The sequence below is a fragment of the Exiguobacterium sp. s35 genome (assembly GCF_018617535.1).
GTDB lineage: Bacteria > Bacillota > Bacilli > Exiguobacteriales > Exiguobacteriaceae > Exiguobacterium > Exiguobacterium aestuarii.
Genome location: NZ_JACSKI010000001.1, coordinates 1,676,360 through 1,694,209 on the forward strand (window position 1 = coordinate 1,676,360; position 17,850 = coordinate 1,694,209).

General features: G+C 43.9%; 17 protein-coding genes. 2 read left to right on the plus strand and 15 right to left on the minus strand.

All coding sequences use genetic code 11. The features are described 5' to 3' along the window. Window positions 1-3: 3 nt before the first annotated feature. From KNO75_RS08505 to KNO75_RS08555, 11 genes are all read right to left on the minus strand, one after another. Entirely contained in the window at window positions 4-1,116 is a 1,113-nt protein-coding gene (locus tag KNO75_RS08505; RefSeq protein WP_214821094.1) for a polysaccharide biosynthesis C-terminal domain-containing protein, read from the minus strand. Continuing rightward, a complete protein-coding gene (locus tag KNO75_RS08510) occupies window positions 1,113-2,135 on the minus strand; it encodes a polysaccharide biosynthesis protein (protein ID WP_214821097.1) in 1,023 nt (340 codons plus the stop codon). The genes KNO75_RS08505 and KNO75_RS08510 overlap by 4 nt, the downstream gene beginning before the upstream one ends. A 4-nt stretch (window positions 2,136-2,139) precedes the next feature. Continuing rightward, window positions 2,140-3,363, minus strand: a complete 1,224-nt coding sequence (locus KNO75_RS08515; protein WP_214821099.1) for a glycosyltransferase family 4 protein — start codon at window positions 3,361-3,363, stop codon at window positions 2,140-2,142. Then, window positions 3,360-3,986, minus strand: coding sequence for an acetyltransferase (locus KNO75_RS08520; protein ID WP_251126073.1), 627 nt, complete (start codon window positions 3,984-3,986; stop codon window positions 3,360-3,362). Before KNO75_RS08520 ends, KNO75_RS08515 begins: the two co-directional genes overlap by 4 nt. Before the next feature lie 4 nt (window positions 3,987-3,990). Continuing rightward, a complete protein-coding gene (locus tag KNO75_RS08525; protein WP_251126074.1) occupies window positions 3,991-4,614 on the minus strand; it encodes a sugar transferase in 624 nt (207 codons plus the stop codon). Then, window positions 4,611-5,750: a DegT/DnrJ/EryC1/StrS family aminotransferase gene (locus KNO75_RS08530; protein ID WP_214821103.1), complete on the minus strand. Its 1,140-nt coding sequence runs from the start codon at window positions 5,748-5,750 to the stop codon at window positions 4,611-4,613. Before KNO75_RS08530 ends, KNO75_RS08525 begins: the two co-directional genes overlap by 4 nt. 19 nt (window positions 5,751-5,769) lie before the next feature. Continuing rightward, window positions 5,770-7,590, minus strand: coding sequence for a nucleoside-diphosphate sugar epimerase/dehydratase (locus KNO75_RS08535; RefSeq protein WP_214821753.1), 1,821 nt, complete (start codon window positions 7,588-7,590; stop codon window positions 5,770-5,772). A gap of 75 nt (window positions 7,591-7,665) precedes the next feature. Then, complete coding sequence (galU, locus tag KNO75_RS08540; protein ID WP_214821106.1) at window positions 7,666-8,565, minus strand: UTP--glucose-1-phosphate uridylyltransferase GalU; 900 nt, start codon at window positions 8,563-8,565, stop codon at window positions 7,666-7,668. 212 nt (window positions 8,566-8,777) lie between these two features. Further along, window positions 8,778-9,545, minus strand: a complete 768-nt coding sequence (locus KNO75_RS08545) for a tyrosine-protein phosphatase (RefSeq protein ID WP_214821108.1) — start codon at window positions 9,543-9,545, stop codon at window positions 8,778-8,780. A 15-nt stretch (window positions 9,546-9,560) separates the two neighbouring features. Further along, window positions 9,561-10,277, minus strand: coding sequence for a CpsD/CapB family tyrosine-protein kinase (locus KNO75_RS08550; RefSeq protein WP_214821110.1), 717 nt, complete (start codon window positions 10,275-10,277; stop codon window positions 9,561-9,563). Beyond that, on the minus strand, window positions 10,270-10,992 hold the full coding sequence (locus KNO75_RS08555) for a YveK family protein (RefSeq protein ID WP_214821112.1): 723 nt from the start codon (window positions 10,990-10,992) through the stop codon (window positions 10,270-10,272). Before KNO75_RS08555 ends, KNO75_RS08550 begins: the two co-directional genes overlap by 8 nt. Window positions 10,993-11,187: 195 nt before the next feature. Here KNO75_RS08555 and KNO75_RS08560 point away from each other — a divergent pair, with 195 nt between their 5' ends. After that, a complete protein-coding gene (locus KNO75_RS08560) occupies window positions 11,188-12,423 on the plus strand; it encodes a hypothetical protein (RefSeq protein WP_214821115.1) in 1,236 nt (411 codons plus the stop codon). A gap of 14 nt (window positions 12,424-12,437) precedes the next feature. Then, window positions 12,438-13,454, plus strand: coding sequence for a UDP-glucose 4-epimerase GalE (galE, locus tag KNO75_RS08565; protein WP_214821117.1), 1,017 nt, complete (start codon window positions 12,438-12,440; stop codon window positions 13,452-13,454). 81 nt (window positions 13,455-13,535) lie between these two features. Here the strand turns inward: galE and KNO75_RS08570 are convergent, their stop codons facing one another. From KNO75_RS08570 to KNO75_RS08585, 4 genes are all read right to left on the minus strand, one after another. After that, window positions 13,536-14,474 (minus strand): hypothetical protein, encoded by a 939-nt coding sequence (locus KNO75_RS08570; protein WP_214821119.1) that lies wholly within the window; start codon window positions 14,472-14,474, stop codon window positions 13,536-13,538. Window positions 14,475-14,654: 180 nt separating this feature from the next. After that, window positions 14,655-15,845, minus strand: a complete 1,191-nt coding sequence (locus tag KNO75_RS08575; RefSeq protein ID WP_214821121.1) for an alpha-amylase family protein — start codon at window positions 15,843-15,845, stop codon at window positions 14,655-14,657. An 85-nt stretch (window positions 15,846-15,930) separates the two neighbouring features. Beyond that, on the minus strand, window positions 15,931-16,854 hold the full coding sequence (locus tag KNO75_RS08580; RefSeq protein ID WP_214821123.1) for an LCP family glycopolymer transferase: 924 nt from the start codon (window positions 16,852-16,854) through the stop codon (window positions 15,931-15,933). Window positions 16,855-16,958: 104 nt separating this feature from the next. Beyond that, window positions 16,959-17,804 (minus strand): YihY/virulence factor BrkB family protein, encoded by an 846-nt coding sequence (locus KNO75_RS08585; protein WP_214821125.1) that lies wholly within the window; start codon window positions 17,802-17,804, stop codon window positions 16,959-16,961. Window positions 17,805-17,850: the final 46 nt, after the last annotated feature.

Genomic DNA, 17,850 nt, shown 5'->3' on the forward strand with positions numbered 1-17,850 from the left:
GTCTTAAACCTCCAAGTAATATGTATCTGGCCGATTCGAATCAAAGGGTTCATTTACCCACATTAATGTGACCATATCTTGATTTCCTAAATTCTCGATATTGTGTGTATAACCTACTGGAATGTCAACGACCTCCAGCTTTTCTCCACTTACAAAATACTCAATGACCTCAGCTGATTCGATTTTTCTAAATCTAATCACCCCTTGCCCACTCACCACAAGAAATTTTTCATTTTTTGTATGATGCCAATGGTTCCCTTTTGTAATACCTGGTTTCGAAATATTGACAGATACCTGACCTCTATCTGGCGTGCGTATGAATTCCGTAAATGAACCTCTTTCATCCTTATGCATCTTTAGATCATAAGAAAAATCTCGTTCAGGCAAATAACTTAAATACGTACTATATAATTTTTTGACCAATCCATTATCCAGTTGAGCGATAGATAAATCACTTCTCGATTGCTTGAAAGATGTTAACAAATCAACTAAACGACCAAGCGTTACATCATACGTTGGTGATACATTGTAGAAATCATTTACACTGTTTCGATTATTCACACTCAGTATAGAAATCAAGCTAGCAATCACATCGTCTATGTAGGCAACGGTCAACGTTATCGATTCATCATTTACCTGAATAGCAATACCATGAGAAATGTTATGACAAAATGTCGCGACTACACTATTGTAATTCGGTTTGCACCATTTACCAAAAAGATTCGGGAACCGATAAATCATTACTTCTACGTTATTTTCTTGCCCATACGTTCTAACGGCTCTTTCTGCCTCACGTTTGCTTTCTCCATATGGATTAGATAATTCAGCCTGAGTCGAAGAAGCAAACATGATAGGTGGCTTAGTATTACCTTTTGAAAGTAATGCTACTAGTTTCTCTGTGAAACCTTGGTTCCCTGACACAAACTCAGAATTATTTTTAGGTCGATTTACACCGGCTAAATGAAAGACAAAATCAGCATTTTGTGTATACGACATTAATTCTTCTTCGGACGTGTTTCGATCGCAAAGCATCAAGTGCTCATAGCCTTGATTCTTCAATTCAGCTACTAAGTTTTTTCCGACAAACCCATTTGAACCCGTAATTAAAATATTCATACATTGATCCGCTTTTCAAGTTCGTTCCGTACGTAATCCAATGTCAATAATCGCTGTTTAATCTCATCGATTGAGAGACGCTCTGTATTATTTGAATTATATTCAGTCTCTTGAGTAAGCTGTTCGTCTCCTTCGCTGAAATACTTGTCATAGTTTAAATCACGTGTATCTGCAGGGACCCTATAGAATCCGCCTAAATCTTCCGCTACAATATGTTCTTCTCGAGTCAATAAAGTCTCAAATGCTTTCTCCCCGTGACGTGTACCAATCACTTTAATTTCATTGTCTGCTTCGAACAATTCCTTCAAAGCTAATGCCAAATCTCCTACAGTAGATGCTGGGGATTTTTGGACCATAATATCTCCCGCTACTGCATTGTTAAATGCGAACACAACAAGCTCTACAGCTTCCTCTAAACTCATTAGGAAACGAGTCATATTAGGGTCGGTTACCGTAAGTGGTTCACCATTCTTAATTTGCTCAATAAATAGCGGAATGACTGAGCCACGAGAAGCCATAACATTCCCGTAACGAGTTCCGCAAATTAAAGTTTGAGTCGCATCAATCGTTCTAGACTTCGCAACAAATACTTTTTCCATCATCGCTTTTGAAATCCCCATTGCATTGATTGGATATGCTGCTTTATCAGTAGAAAGACAAATTACTTTTTTGACACCTAATTCAATTGCAGCATTTAACACATTTTCTGTTCCGAGTATATTCGTCTTAACAGCTTCTAATGGGAAAAACTCACACGATGGTACTTGCTTCAATGCAGCAGCGTGAAAAACGTAATCTACACCATACATTGCATTCTTCACACTATTTTGATCCCGAACATCACCGATATAAAATTTCAATTTATCACTTTGATATTTCTTACGCATATCTTCTTGTTTTTTTTCATCACGTGAAAAAATACGAATTTCTTTAATATCTGTCTCTAAAAAACGTTCCATGACTGCATTCCCGAATGAGCCCGTACCTCCGGTTATTAACAGTGATTTATTTTTGAACATTTTATCACTCCCCGTTTCTACTTAAATGTTTTGTTATAATAGAATAACTCTTTTCGGTCGTATAATTCTTTTCAAGATACAAACGAGAATTTTCCCCCATTTGTTCTCTCAATTTTCTGCTATTTAATATAGCTAACAATCTATCAAAATCTTCGACATTTCTACTAGAACAACCATATCCAAATTGACCTTTTTCTACAATTTCACTTAAATCAGTACTTTGGTCCGCTGCAACAATTATCGGCATTGCTGCTTGCATATAAGATAAAACTCTTGATGGGAAATTTGGAATTGTAAAACGATGATCTAGAAAAACCAATCCCACATCACAAGAACTAGCCAACATTTCATATTCGTGTTTAGATAGTCCACGCATTAATTTAGCATTGCTAAATTTTTCTTTTTCAAATATCTCATTAAGTTTTTCATATTCGGTACCAGATCCAATAATTAAAATAAAAGAATTAACATTCACTTCATTTTTTTTCAGACATTCAATTATGAAATCAATTCCTTGTGGTTTCCCCAAATTACCTCCATAAACAAAAATAGTCTTGTCTAGAGGAATTTTATATTTTAGTTTGATATTCATTCTATCACTTTTACTTAAGTTCATACTTACTGGTGAAATTGTGTTAGGACAAATTTCAACCTTATTAGAATTTATTTTTTTATTTTCCTGTAAGATGTATCTCACATTTGCCAGTGACATACATCCAATATGATCTGAGATTGTATATAGTTTTTTTTCTTTCCATCTGAAATAGTAATAAAGTAACCCACTAAATCCACTCTTTGATATCATTCCTAAATCAACTGCGTTCTGAGGGAAAATATCTTTTAAAAGTAAATAAGTTTTTGCATTGTCACGTTTAACAATAAAATTTATTGTATCTACTATAGTAATTGGTGGAGTAGCATAAATTATCAAATCGAATTTGACATCACTAAAATAGTCTCTTATTGATTTTTTAAATTTTCGATTTAATAGTAATAATGAAATTCCTTTTTCAATCAAATTTGTTTTTTGGATATTACCTATTTTCACTTTTAATATTTTCACATTCTTCTGTTCAATTAAATGTGTGCTTTTTCGCTTCTTCTTTTCGACTGGAGAAACAATATATACTTCATGATTATTTAAAGAAAACTCTTTCATTAAATCTGTATATATACCTTGCTCGTCTAGTGAATCAAAATCCAGTAATGTAAGAAATAAAATTTTCATCGTATTACTTCCTTTGCCGGAATACCAATATAAAGTCCTGATGTGTGGATGCTATTTACAATAACAGCGCCTGCTCCAATCATACAATCGTCAGCAATATCTAAGTTATTTATAATTTTTGTACCTGTTCCAATCCAAGTTCTATTACCTATATTCACAGACCCAGAAACTGTAGTTCCCGGGGATAAATGTACAAAATCTCCCAAAAAGCAGTCGTGATCAACTGTAGAGGACGTATTTACAATACAACCTTGTCCTATAGTAACCGACGAGTTAATAACACTCATTGGCATGAGCACGCTCCCTTGTCCAACTTTTACGTCTAAACCAATCACGGCTGTTGGGTGAATCAATGTGGATAAATTAGCTCCTAAATCTAATAACTGATTTGTTACTCTTTCTCGTGCATAAACATCGCCAATTCCAACAATAAATTCATATTCGTGAACATAAACTTCTAAATTTTCTGTTGTATCAATAACATTAAAACCTAATAGATTACTACCTATCTTCGTAGAATCATTATCTAAGAAAGATATCTCGTCCCATTTACCACAATCATGGGCTATATTTGCGATAACTTTCCCATGACCACTAGCTCCGATAATTAATAACTTCCTCAAAGTTTCACTTCCTTGACCCTTTAAACGGTTCGACTGTGACATGATTTGATGAACTAATTCCTTCGCGGATTAAAACTTTTTTTATCGTTAGAAACAATAACTTAACATCAGTGGTGAAAGATACGTTTTTAACATATTCTAAATCAAGTGAAAACTTTTCTTCCCACGTTAATAAATTTCGGCCACTTACTTGTGCTAACCCTGATAGTCCTGGACGAACATTATGTCGTTTCTTTTGATCAAGGGAATAAAGTTCAAGATACTCTACTAGAAGTGGTCTAGGACCAATAAACGACATATCGCCTTTTAGGATATTGAATAGTTCTGGCAACTCATCTAATGATGTTGCTCTCAAAAAACTACCAATTTTTGTTAAACGAAGATGATCTTCTAATAGCTCACCTTTACCATCTCGTTCATTCGTCATTGTTCGAAATTTATACATTCTAAAAACTTTTTCGTTTAAGCCTGGTCTTGCTTGAGTAAATAAAATCGGGCGTCCAATTTTCATAGCTACTATCACCGCAGTCACAATAAAGACAGGACTAAAAATAATAATTACAATTAAAGCTAACAAAAAATCCATCACACGCTTAAGTTTATGTTCGTATATTTTATCTAGTCTCATTTTTCCCATAACCCTTTGATAATTGAAACCACTTGGATTAAATCTTCGTCAGTCATCTTTGTATCTGAAGGCAAACAAATCCCCGTCATAAATAGTTTTTCAGAAACCTCGTTACCCACGAAATCATATTTCTCAAAGTATGGTTGAAGATGCATCGGCTTCCATACCGGCCGGGATTCAATATTATATTCTTCGAGTTCATTCATTACATCTATTGATGATACGTCGCCTTCGATAGTGGCACATGATAACCAATAATTTGGTGAGTCCCATTCATTCACAGGCATAAACGTAATGTCTTCGATTTCAGCTAATTCTGTTTGATAAAACTCAAAAATTTCTCTCTTCCGTTGAACTCGTTGCTTAAGTACTTTTAGCTGTCCTCTCCCAATACCCGCTACCACATTACTCATTCTGTAATTAAATCCAAGTTCGCTATGTTGATAATGTCTTGCCTGATCACGGGACTGTGTAGCCCAAAATCGCGATTTCGCAATAGCCCTCTCGTTATTTGAAATCAACATTCCGCCGCCAGAAGTAGTGATAATTTTATTTCCATTGAAGGAATATATGCCATAGTCTCCAATTGTTCCAGTAGGTCGTCCTTTATAAAAACTCCCCAAACTTTCAGCAGCATCTTCAATTACAGTCACTTTATACTTGTTACAGATTTCCATAATGCGATCCATATCTGCAGACAAGCCGTATAAGTGAACTACTATCACCGCTTTTACACCTGGATATTTTTCAAATGCCTGTTCTAGAGCATAGGGATCCATATTCCATGTTTTATAATCACTGTCAATAAAAACTGGAATAGCATTCTGGTAGATAATTGGATTGGCTGTAGCTGAAAAAGTTAGAGTAGGACAAAAAACGATATCACCTTCTCCCACTCCAGCTGCTTTTAAAGCCAGATGTATGGCTGCAGTACCTGAGCTTAGCGCTGCCGCTGCATTAATCCCGACCATCTTCGCCAATTCATTTTCAAAACCATCGACATTGGAACCTAAAGGAGCAATCCAGTTTGAATCAAATGCCTCTTTTACATACTCTTGTTCATATCCCTCATCACTCATGTGAGGCGAAGCCAAGAAAATGCGCTTTGCAGTCTTTAGTTGTTTATTTATAGTCATCTAACTGAAGCTCCTCATTTTATATGGTTTGTTTATAAGTTGTGTTATCTGAAATCAATTGATCATTCGCCCAGTTCACGAGGTATAAGCTAAGTGCCTCGTCAGTTTTTAATCTATTCATTTTTGCAAGTTTGCCAACTAAATCTGCTTCTTCAGTAACAATCCCGGTGAAGATTTTCGGATAGACTGCTTCCGGATGAACTTCGCCCTCCTTCAACAATTCCTCATACATCTTTTCTCCAGGACGGATGCCACTGAACGAAATCGCAATTTGTTCTTCCGTGAACCCACTCAATTGAATCATATTCCGTGCCAAGTCTACGATTTTAACGGGTTCTCCCATATCAAGGACAAACACTTCGCCACCGTTTGCAAGTGTTCCAGCTTGAATAACAAGCCGGCTCGCTTCTGGAATGGTCATAAAATATCGTGTCATTTCTGGGTGTGTTACTGTTATTGGACCACCTTTGGCAATCTGTGATTTGAATAACGGGATGACTGACCCTCGGCTACCTAAAACATTTCCGAATCGGACAATCGCATATTTTGTTTCACTTGATTTTGCTAAGTGCTGGACGACCATTTCAGCAATTCGTTTCGTTGAACCCATTACGTTTGTCGGGTTGACGGCTTTATCAGTGGAAATCATGACGAAGCGTGAGGCACCATATTCATCGGCCATTTCTGCAACATTTTTTGTTCCATAAATATTGTTTTTCACCGCTTCATGCGGGTTTGCTTCCATTAAAGGAACATGCTTATGGGCTGCGGCATGAAAAACGAGATGTGGTGTATAAGTGATGAACACTTCTCGTAACCGTTCCACGTCTTGAATATCTGCAATAACTGGAATCAGTTCGGCTTCAATCTTCGCTTCGCGTAGTTCACGCTCAATGAGATAAATACTATTCTCACCATGACCAAGTAGTAACAAACGGTCCGGGTTAAACTTTAAGATTTGGCGACAGATTTCGGATCCAATCGATCCACCAGCACCTGTCACCAAAACCGTCTTTCCTTCGACCTCTGCTTGAATACCAGTAATATCTAACTCGACCGGTTCACGACCGAGGAGGTCTTCAATGGATACTTCACGCATTTGATTGACAGAGATTCTACCCGCTGCCACTTCTTCAATCATCGGAAGCGTATGGACGTTCGTGCAAACCTTCTTCGCACGTTGAATGAGTACAACTCGTTCTTGATAGCTCATCGACGGAATCGCAAACACGATTTTATCGATAGCTTCACTTTCTACTACATCTTCAAGCTGTTCGAGCGTCCCGATTACCTTTACATCGTTCACAGTCAATGTTTGAAGATGCTTATTATCATCTAAAAAACCAATCGGATTCATCCGATGATTGTCAGAATGTTTCATCTGACGCACTAACATTCGTCCTGCCTGACCAGCACCAATAATGAGCGTGCGTTTTTCATCTTTTCTTCGTTTCATCTTGCGCCCACGTAAAATAGACATCTGATCTTGTTTCCACGTCACATAAATCCGTGAACCGAGACGAATGCCACCTAGCATGAGTAACGAGAGACAAAAGCTTAAGAACAGCATTCTCTCCATCGCTTCACCGTATACGGCAAATTGAAGGATGTATAAAAAGAGTGTGCTCGATGCGAGTGTCATCGCTAAACGAACTGCTTCCGTCATACTGGCAAACCGCCAAGCCACTCGATACAGCCGACTGACACCTGCCATGATGATGAAGATGGTACTATATGAAATAGCAGTCTCGATAAAATGATTACGATCAATATTTTGTATGAATTCTAGAGGATATAAGAAAAAGTAGGAGACAAACATCGCCGACAGAATGGCAGCCATATCTAAACTAACGAGTACCCCTGTGCGTAACGATTTTCGACCTAAATTAGGTATCGACAACTTTTCTCCCTCCTTTTACAAAGTACTTTCTACTGTTTTTTGTTCTTCTAGTAATTGCATCATCATTTTTAGAACATCTTTACGCAAATCTGAGCGATTCAATGCGAACTCAAGCGTTGTCTGAATAAACCCGAGTTTTTCACCGACGTCATACCGTTTGCCGACAAATTCATAAGCGAACACGCGTTGCGTCTCGTTCAATCGAGTAATCGCATCCGTCAATTGGATCTCACCGCCTGTTCCTGCTACTTGCGTCTCCAAATATTTAAAGATTTGAGGCGTGAATAAATATCGTCCGAGAATCGCCAGATTTGATGGTTCCGTCCCAGGAGCGGGTTTCTCTACAAAAGAGGCTACTTTATGTAAACCACTCCCTAATGAATCTTGAGGATCGACGATGCCATAACGATGTGTCACATCACTGGATACCGGTTGAACTCCAATGATTGAACCTTCCATCTTTTCATATTGTTCAATCAACTGACGTGTACAAGGCACTTCCGCCTGGACGACGTCGTCACCAAGCATGACGACAAACGGTTCATCCCCAACAAATGCTTTCGCTTGTAACACGGCATGACCGAGCCCCATCGGCTTCGACTGACGAATGAAGTGAATGTTGATATTTGTCGTCTCTTCAATGAGTGCCAAATATTCCGATTTTCCTTTTTCAATGAGCGTCTGCTCAAGTTCTGGAACGGAATCAAAATGATCCTCAATCGCCCGCTTCCCTTTTCCTGTGACGATTAAAATATCTTCAATCCCAGAAGCGACTGCTTCTTCAATAATGTATTGGATGGTCGGCTTATCGACGATGGGTAACATCTCTTTTGGCATCGCCTTTGTCGCCGGTAAGAAACGTGTGCCAAGACCCGCTGCCGGGATGACTGCCTTTTTCACTTGTTTATGTACCATGATGCCCCTCCCATGAATGGATCTGTATGATTTAGATAATTATAGAAAAAAGGATGCATTTAACATCCTTGCTAAAATATATTCTAAGGTTAACACTTTTGACCTAATGAAAAAACCAAGGTAAGGGAATTAAAACCTATTTTCGTTCGACAAGTGTCGACAAAAATCATAAGAGTCATTAATTGTCAACGAAATATGTAAAAATAGGGGATTTACTTCTTCCATTTCCCTCGCCAGTTCTTCGTCGGAAGAATCGGAGGATCCACGAAGACGAATTCATCTTTTACAACCGCTTCCGCATTCTCCTTTAGCGTATCCCAAAGTTCCACTCCTAGTTCTTGCGTAACCACTTGTCGTGCGGCTTCCCAGTAAAACGTACGACGTCCTGTACTATGGGCGTCTGAGGCGACAAGTTGGCTCAACCCATTCCGTAAGAATACGAATGCGATTTCTTTTACGTTTTGACCAAACTCGCCTGTTAAGCTACTCGTCGTCACTTGTGACAAGGCGCCTGATGAGACGAAATCCATCAATCGTTTTGGATTGGTCGCGAGCTCTTTATTTCGTTCTGGGTGAGCGATGACCGGCGTATACCCTTCCGTCTGTAGTCGGAAAAACAACTGTTCGGCGTATGCAGGGACCGTGTCGCTCGGGAACTCGACGAGGACGTAGCGTGATCCGGCGAGCGAGAGCGCCTCCCCGTCTTCTAACGCCTGTACCAAATCTCCGAACACACGGATCTCTTGGCCTGGATAGATGTCGAGGTTGATTCCTTCTTGAAGTAAGACGTTCTGAAGCGTCGCTGCAGCTTCCAGAACGTTTAAATCTTCCGTTTCAAATTGAGGGTGAAACGCGTGGGGGGTGACCACGATTGCGGTCACCCCTTCCTCTACTGCGCGTCTCGCCATCTCGATTGTTTGTTCGACCGTTCCCGGACCGTCATCGACGGCCGGGAGAAGATGACAATGGATATCAATCATGGCTTGATTCTCCTTTTATTCGTATGCGTAGTAATAGTAGTAATCGTCGCTGCCTTGTGGCTCGCGCTTGTTCAAGACGACGCCAAGGATGTGGGCGTCTGCTAGGACCAACTGTTCTTTCGCTTTGACGACCATCTGACGGTCTGACTTGTCACAACCGACGACGAGGACGACGCCGTCCACTTTGCGTGCCAAGAGGCGCGTGTCCGCGACTTGCATCATCGGTGGTGCATCCAAGATGATCACGTCGTAATGCTCTTTCAACTCTTCGAGCGTACGGTCCATCATCTTCGACGAGAGCAACTCAGACGGGTTTGGCGGGATCGGTCCCGCTGCCATCAACTCCAAGTTCTCGACTTGTGTCGAGTGGATCGCTTTATCGAGCGTCGTCTTCTTTGCGAGGACGGTCGACAATCCAATCCCGTTCGAGAGTCGGAACGTAAAGTGAGCCGTCGGACGACGCATGTCACAATCCATCAACAAGACGCGTTTGCCTTGCTGCGCATAAACAACCGCCAAGTTTGATGCTGTCGTTGACTTTCCTTCACCTGACGATGATGATGTGATGGCTACTGTCTGCAACTCATCGTCGACTGCCGTGAATTCGAGGTTCGTTCGGATTGTTCGATATTGCTCCGAGATCGGTGATTTTGGTTTATGGACCGTGATCAAGTCGCGACCGGTCTTATCATACTGAACATGTTTTGATTTCTTCTTTCCAAACTTAAACACGGACCTCTTCCCCTTTCACGTTGGCTTGACGTTGACGCTGCATCTCGACACGGTCGATAACCGGGATCGAGCCCAATACCGGAAGTTCGAGAATCGTCTCGACATCTTGTTCCGTCTTGATGCGACGGTCGAGGACGACTTTAAGGAAGGCGATGGCGACCCCAATCATCATCCCAAGCACTGCTGCAATTGTTGTGTTCAATAGAATATTCGGTTTGACCGGGAACATCGGCACATTCGCATCCGATAATACTTTGACGTTATCGACGCTCATGAGTTCAGGCACTTCTTTTGAGAAGACGCGGCTGATCTCGTTGGCGATATCCGTCGCGATGACCGGGCTTGTATGTTGGACGGCGATGTTGATGACTTGTGAGTTTTGTTCGCTGTTTACTGAAATTAAACTACTGATATTCTCCGGTGCCCCGACGACATTTTCTTGGACTTGTTCAAGGATGGCTGGACTTTGAATGATGACACGATACGTGTTGACCAGTGTGACCGACGATTGGATTTGACTGCTGTCGATCATGTTATTCTGTGATTCTTTCGGTGCGACGAGCACTTGTGTCGATGCCTCATACGTCGGGCTGATCACAAATGAGCTCACTAAAAAGGCAATGAGTGCTGCGAGGATGGTTAAACTTGCGATGAGCCATTTGCTCCGCTTCAAGATGGAGAACAATTCTCCAAGGGAAATCGTTTCTTCGTTCATATTCTGTCCTTCTCTCCTTTGTTCCAGTAAATTCACTGCTGGAAAATTCCCGCAGATAATATTTAAAATGACAATACCAGAACAGTATAGCAAAATTTTCATGGGTTGATGACCCGTTTTTAAAAAAATGGGTTTTTTGACATGTAAATCTGCTAAACTTTGAAAGGAAGAACTTAACAAAGGAGGAGACCCCTAGTGCATGTAAGTGAGCGCCTACTCCAGCTGTACGCCACGCTCGACCGACAAACGCGAGACGTCGTCGTACAACGCATTGAAACGAATTTAGCAGACGGCAAATCACTTGCCGCCTCTTATCATGAACTGACCGGAGAAACGAACGATTCACTCTCCACGGAAGAAAAATCGGCTACCGACTTTTCAAATTGGGTGAAAGAAGGAAAGACGGATTTAGATCTTTTGGCCTATTACGTCGCCTTGCTAGAAAAGAGCCAGGAACTCCAATCAGAGGTGGTCGCACCACAAACAGTGGAGGCCGCACCCGAGCCCGTGGTCGAACCAATCGTCCCGAAGGCGATGATCTCCGAGGAAAAGGTAGAACCGGAAGCCGAGACACCCATTGATCGGACACCGACGAAAGCACGCTACGTCCCGGAGTCGACGATTCCCTCACGGACGGAGCGTATGAAATCACATCGTGAGATCAAACCGGCTCGTCCTCGTCGCAACAAAAGTCGTGGCTGGTTGATTGGGTTACTCACCATCGTTCTATTATCCGTCGGTGGGTATGCGGCCTATCCGATGGTCAAGGACCTCATCCAACCATCATCGACACCGACTGTGACGGAAGAGCCGATCACACCAGAACCCGAACCAGTAGCCGAAACAAAGGTACTCGAAGAGGTGTGGATCGGTGTCAAAAACGCACCGCTCCTCAGTGAGCCGGACAGCGAAGACGTCGTCTATGTCGCTGACATCGGGGACCGTTATGATGTCATCGAAGAACGCGACGACGCCCTCTTACTCGACCTTGGCATGAATGAACTGACGGGCTGGGTGTCCCGCGATGAAATCGTCACCGAATGGACGACCGCTTCCCTCAGTGACGCTGACGTGTTGGATTGGTTGTCGACTTCGGTCGATCAGACGTTGTTTGACGAATCGCCGGACGCTTACTTCGGGATGGACGAGAATGAATTGGTCGGAAATGTCGGTGCCGCAAGCGGCTTCGACTCAGATGCCTTACACGAGTATCTCGTTTATCCTGGCCTCTTCTTCACGATGAAGAATGAGCAAGTCGAGGCGGTCGACTGGTCGAACACGAATCAGACCAAAGAATCGTTCCTCGAGCTCGGCGAACCGACATATGAGGCAGAGGACGGCGTCGTCTATGAAAGCGAAAGCTATTCCCTTCGCCTCTTCATTGGTGAAGATGACGCGACGCGCGTCCGCCTGACGAAACTCAATCAATAAAGGAGTGCATCTTGATGACGCAATCGATTCTTGTGACGGGTGGTGCCGGCTATATCGGTACGCATACCGTCATCCAACTACTTGAAGCCGGGCACGAGGTCATTGTGCTCGATAACTTGTCGAACAGTAGCCGCGAAGCATTGAACCGCGTCGAGGCGATAACGGGGAAAGAGGTCACGTTCTATCTCGGTGACATCCTCGACCGTGCACTACTCGAACAGATTTTCTTGACGCATACGATCGACGCCGTCATCCACTTCGCCGGCCTAAAAGCGGTCGGCGAGTCGGTGAGAGAACCGCTTCGCTACTATGAGAACAACGTTGTCGGTACGACCGTCCTTTTAGAAGTCATGCAGGCGTTCGATGTGAAACGAATCGTCTTCAGTTCGTCGGCGACCGTATACGGGATGCCGGAACGGACACCGATCGACGAATCGTTCCCACTCAGTGCGACGAACCCGTATGGTCGTTCGAAGTTGATGATTGAAGAGATCTTACGCGACGTCGCCGTTGCGGATTCGGAATGGAGCATCGCCCTCCTTCGTTACTTCAACCCGATCGGGGCACATTCGTCTGGTCAGATCGGGGAAGACCCGTTCGACGTTCCGAATAACTTAATGCCATATATCACCCAAGTTGCAATCGGTAAGTTGAACGAACTGAGCGTCTTCGGTGACGACTATGACACGCCGGACGGGACAGGCGTACGTGACTACATCCACGTCGTCGACCTCGCAGAAGGTCACCTCCGAGCACTCGATTATGTGATGGACCAACCTGGAGTCGAGGCGTTCAACCTCGGGACGGGCACTGGCTACAGCGTCCTCGATCTCGTCCGTGCGTTCGAACAAGAAAGTGGAAAGGCAGTCCCGTACCGAGTGACGGACCGCCGCCCCGGTGACATCGCCACATGTTTCGCCGACCCGACGAAGTCGAAACAGATGCTCGGCTTTGAAGCGAAGCATGACATTCGTGACATGTGCCGGGACGCCTGGAACTGGCAGTCGAATAATCCGAACGGATATAACTAAAAAGTACGTACTTTTAGGTACATGAAAAAGATGACTTCGATTGTTTTCGAAGTCATCTTTTTCTATCGACAGAGTGCCAGACTAGTCATTATTATTTGTTTTTGTTTCAACTTGAGTATTTGCAATTGATTCAACATGAGTATATGTTTTTGATTCAACATGAGTATTTTTCATTTCAATGTGAAAATATTGATTGGAGAGCTGGACTTCATTATGATTTTGTTCTGAAAAGGCACGCCAAATGCCAATCCCTCTATTTTCAGAGACTAAGTATAACTTCCCATATTTTTCGCACGCTGCTTTTTCTGTGTCCTTAACAATTTTTTCACAGGAAGTAGTCAAAAGAGTTGGATTAGAGTAATCATTCAGAGCAAATAAAAGAATCATAGTAATTGGTAGTAAGAAAATCAAACCATATAAATTAACAAGCAACTTAAATATTTTTTCCTGTCTATAAAATTGTTTATATGAGGAACGATCAACCTTAATTGCAACGTAAAACATTAATGAAACTGTGAATATCATACTCAATAAATAAACAGGTAGTAGAATTTCTACATACTTCGGGGCGTATATGATAAAAATTACAAAAATACATAAAAAAAGTAATGTTATACCTATGTGTCTCCTATAAAAATTACATGAATCATAATCATATTGATCATGATCATCCTCTGATAAGTGGTCTTTTTTTGTAAAGTGTTCTCGCTTAGAAACCAAGAAAAGCAAACATGAAAAGATGATGATTGCAGGAATCATATAAGTAATGACGTCATTCAACTTATCTAATTCCTTAATGTACGGGACACTGATGTATTCTAAGGGGTGACTCCATATCTTTGCCTCAATTCTTAAATATGTAGTGTAGTAGTAATAGCCCAGTAAAGAAATTAGAAACAGTGCACCACCGTTCACTAAAAATTGATTTGTACCGCTATTCGCATTTGAAGTTGTCGGTGTAACCGTCTCCACACTGTTCGAGTCCTGCTGAGAATTTTTATCATCTTTTTCTCTTGTCAAATACCTCATCTCCTACCAAATAGTAACATCTATAATTTTACAATAATCCACTAAAAAAGCCAGCTGACCTCAGAAGAATTATTCTTTAGTCAGCTGGCTTTTTAATGTATCTTTTCAATTAGTGATCCTGGTTGACACTAAAGGTATCTGAGCATCAAAGCTCTCTAGCATTTATCATTTTCACACTTCAATCCACACATACCCGAACGGCTGAAGTCGCGCGCCATCGACCGGTTCTCCCGTGAACAGGCTCGTCCCTTGAAGGTCTAAATTGACTTCCTTGTCACTCACGTTCGTATACAAGCGTACCGTCCGTCCATTTAGTTGACGCTCGACGGCAAAGACGTGCTTGTCCACGTCCAAGATTTGCTGAGTGGCGTATGGGGATAAGGCCGGTTCTGCGCGTTTCACGTTCAATTGGCCCATGATGCCGGAGAAACGGTTCAGTCTTGTCTCTTCTTTTTTCAAGCCATGGACGAGCTCGTCACGGTCGGTCGGACCCGTGACGCCGAAGAGCGTCCGATAGTCGACCGACGGGATGCCCTGAAGCGAGAACAGGATGCTGTGGGCGGCGAGAAGCATTGGTTCGTGAGACTCCAACAGATTCTTCTCGAACGGGTCGCGTTCGGCGCTCGACAAGAAATGGAAGTACGTCTTCCCTTTAGGCGGCACCGCGATTTTGCGCGCCCACTCCGTTAAACGCGTCGCTTCTCCTTGCGCGAGTGCGAGCGTCACATGACTCGCTAGATCAAAATGACAGACGGCATCGACCACTTCGATATAACTCTCCGCCTCGTCGAGCGAATCCTCCGCGAGAATGAGCTGACCGTTCGGCTTATAGTGATGTAAGATCGTATGCCAAAGCTGGAGCACGTCCCTCACCTGCTCTTTCGTCATCCCGCGGAACGACTGGGCATGGACGCGAATCTTCGTCGCCCCGTAAGCGAGACGCTCGATGAGTGCGTCCGTCTCGACGAGTAGGTCGAATTGCTCTATGTTATAGGCGACCGGGTCGAGTTCATACATGAGTTGGAAGTCGTCGCTCAATTCACCAAGGTCCTCGTATAATCGGATGCGCGGGTCGACCGCCGTGTCCGTCTGCCGTCCGATGTACGGGAATAGCGAGACGAGATGCAAGTCGCTAATCGTACCCGCCACGTGCTTGGCTAAGACGTCATGAAGTGCCCCCATGTCCGGTTTTCCTTCTGTCGTGACGAGACTCGCATCGACGAGCAGGACGTTCGTCTTCTCGCTCGGTGCCTCGTGGTCATGCCACGTGTGACTCTCCCATTTATCGAACAGACGCTGCCACACCTCTTGTGGATGCGTCGTCCATTTCGTGATGATCGGTTCAATCAGTTGCCAGTCCATACGATTTCCTCCTTCTGCTATCTCTCTACCTTTTTTCACTTCTCGCCCATTTCAAAACAAAAAAAGCCGTCCCAAGTTGGACGACTCATTCCATCAAACGTTTCAATTCGGTCTGGATCCCGTCGAGTGACTCGGCGTCCGGATTCCAATAATAGATCCCATCCGACTCGAGTCCGCCCCCGCCTTCGATACGGAGCGTGCTCGCATTGCGGAACGCACCCATATAGTCGGTCGACAGTGTCACGAGCTCGTTGAACTCGATGTTTGTCTTCGCCCGGTTGCCGACGACGTCTAACAGATTCGTTACCTTGTCGAGCGAGAAGTCCGAGCGTCCCTTCTCGATGATGGCCGCGACGACGTCCCGTTGCCGTTCTTGGCGACCGAAGTCCCCATTCGGGTCATCGTAGCGCATACGTGTATAGGCGAGTGCTTTCTGTCCATCGAGCGTCACTTCACCGACAGGGAACGTATAGTTGTCCGAACTGAACGCGAACTTGTTCATGACCGTGATGCCACCGAGCGCGTCGACGACTTCTGTGAACGCCTCCATGTCCGCCTCTACGACGTAATCGATCGGGATATCTAAGAAGTTCTCGACCGTGTCCATCGCCATCTCGGCACCACCGAACGCATAGGCGTGGTTGATCTTATCGCGATACCCGCGACCGACGATCTCCGTCTTCGTGTCACGCGGGATGCTGAGCATCGCCCCTTCATTCGTGTCGGGGTTCAGTGTCAGGACGATGATTGAGTCGCTTCGTCCCTGTTCTGTTCCACGCCGGTCAATCCCGAGCAGAAGTACAGACACCGAACGCTTCTCTTCAATCGTCTCGACTTGTTTTCGTTCCGGGCTGATTTGTAAGTTATCGTTCACTTTCGTCACTGTGTCATTGACCTCGTCGACCATCGACCAAACGAACAGACCGCCTGCGACAAGCATGAGTGTCAGTACGCCCGCTGTGATGCCAAGGATGAGTTTCCACCGTGATTTCTTCTGATGTTTCGCCATATCGGGCCACCTTCTTTCGTAAATTCAGTTTGTATATCTTTTCCCAGACTCCACATTGGATTATAGCATGTCTCCAAAAAATGCTAATCATTTCTTTCCAGTTATTATGGGAAATGTGTCTTCATTTTCGTCCGATGCATATGAGATGGCCAAGCGGCGTTGATTTCTGCCCCGATGAGCATCGTCGCCGCCGTCAAATAGAGCCAGATTTGAAGCAAAATGACGATACCAATCGTGCCGTACGTGTCGCCGAGGATCGAGAAGCGCTCGACGTAGATGCTGTAGCCGGTGGACAACAGTTGCCAGGAGATGACGGCAAAGATGGCTCCCGGTAACGTCTCAATGAATCGGACACGCTGCTGCGGAGCAATCTTATAGAAGAACGAGAACGCGACGATCAAGATGATCGTCGAGACGGTGTACCGTGTCAGTGTCGACAAACGATCGAACTCCTCGACGGGTGGATAGAACGCGTACAACAAGTCGAGGAACTCTTGACTGAAAACGTGGAACACGATGAGGATCACGGCGCCGATGCTACCGGCAAGAATCGTCATCAAACCGATCAGTCGACGCCACACGTACCCACGTGCCTCCGTCTCCCCGTAGGCGAAGACGGTCAGTTTGACGAGGCGGGCCGTTCCGTTCGATGCGGACCAAAAGGCGATGATAGCACTGACTGACACGAGCCCGCTATTCAAGTTGCCACTGACGTCATAGACGATCGACAGCATGTCGCGCACGCTCGATCCCGGGACGAGTGTCTCGATTTGCTCGATCAAGAGTGCCTGGTCGATCTTGAACCACGACATGACGGCGAACAGGACGAAAAACGTCGGGAAGATGGCGAGAAACCAAAAGAAAGCGAGCGTGGCGCTATAGTCATTGATATGGTGTTCTTTGAAGCGATGTCTCACATCGATGGCGAGTCGGGTCAGTCGATCGAGCACGGCCGTCACTCCTTTTTCTTTTCATTATGCCACAAACGAAAGCACC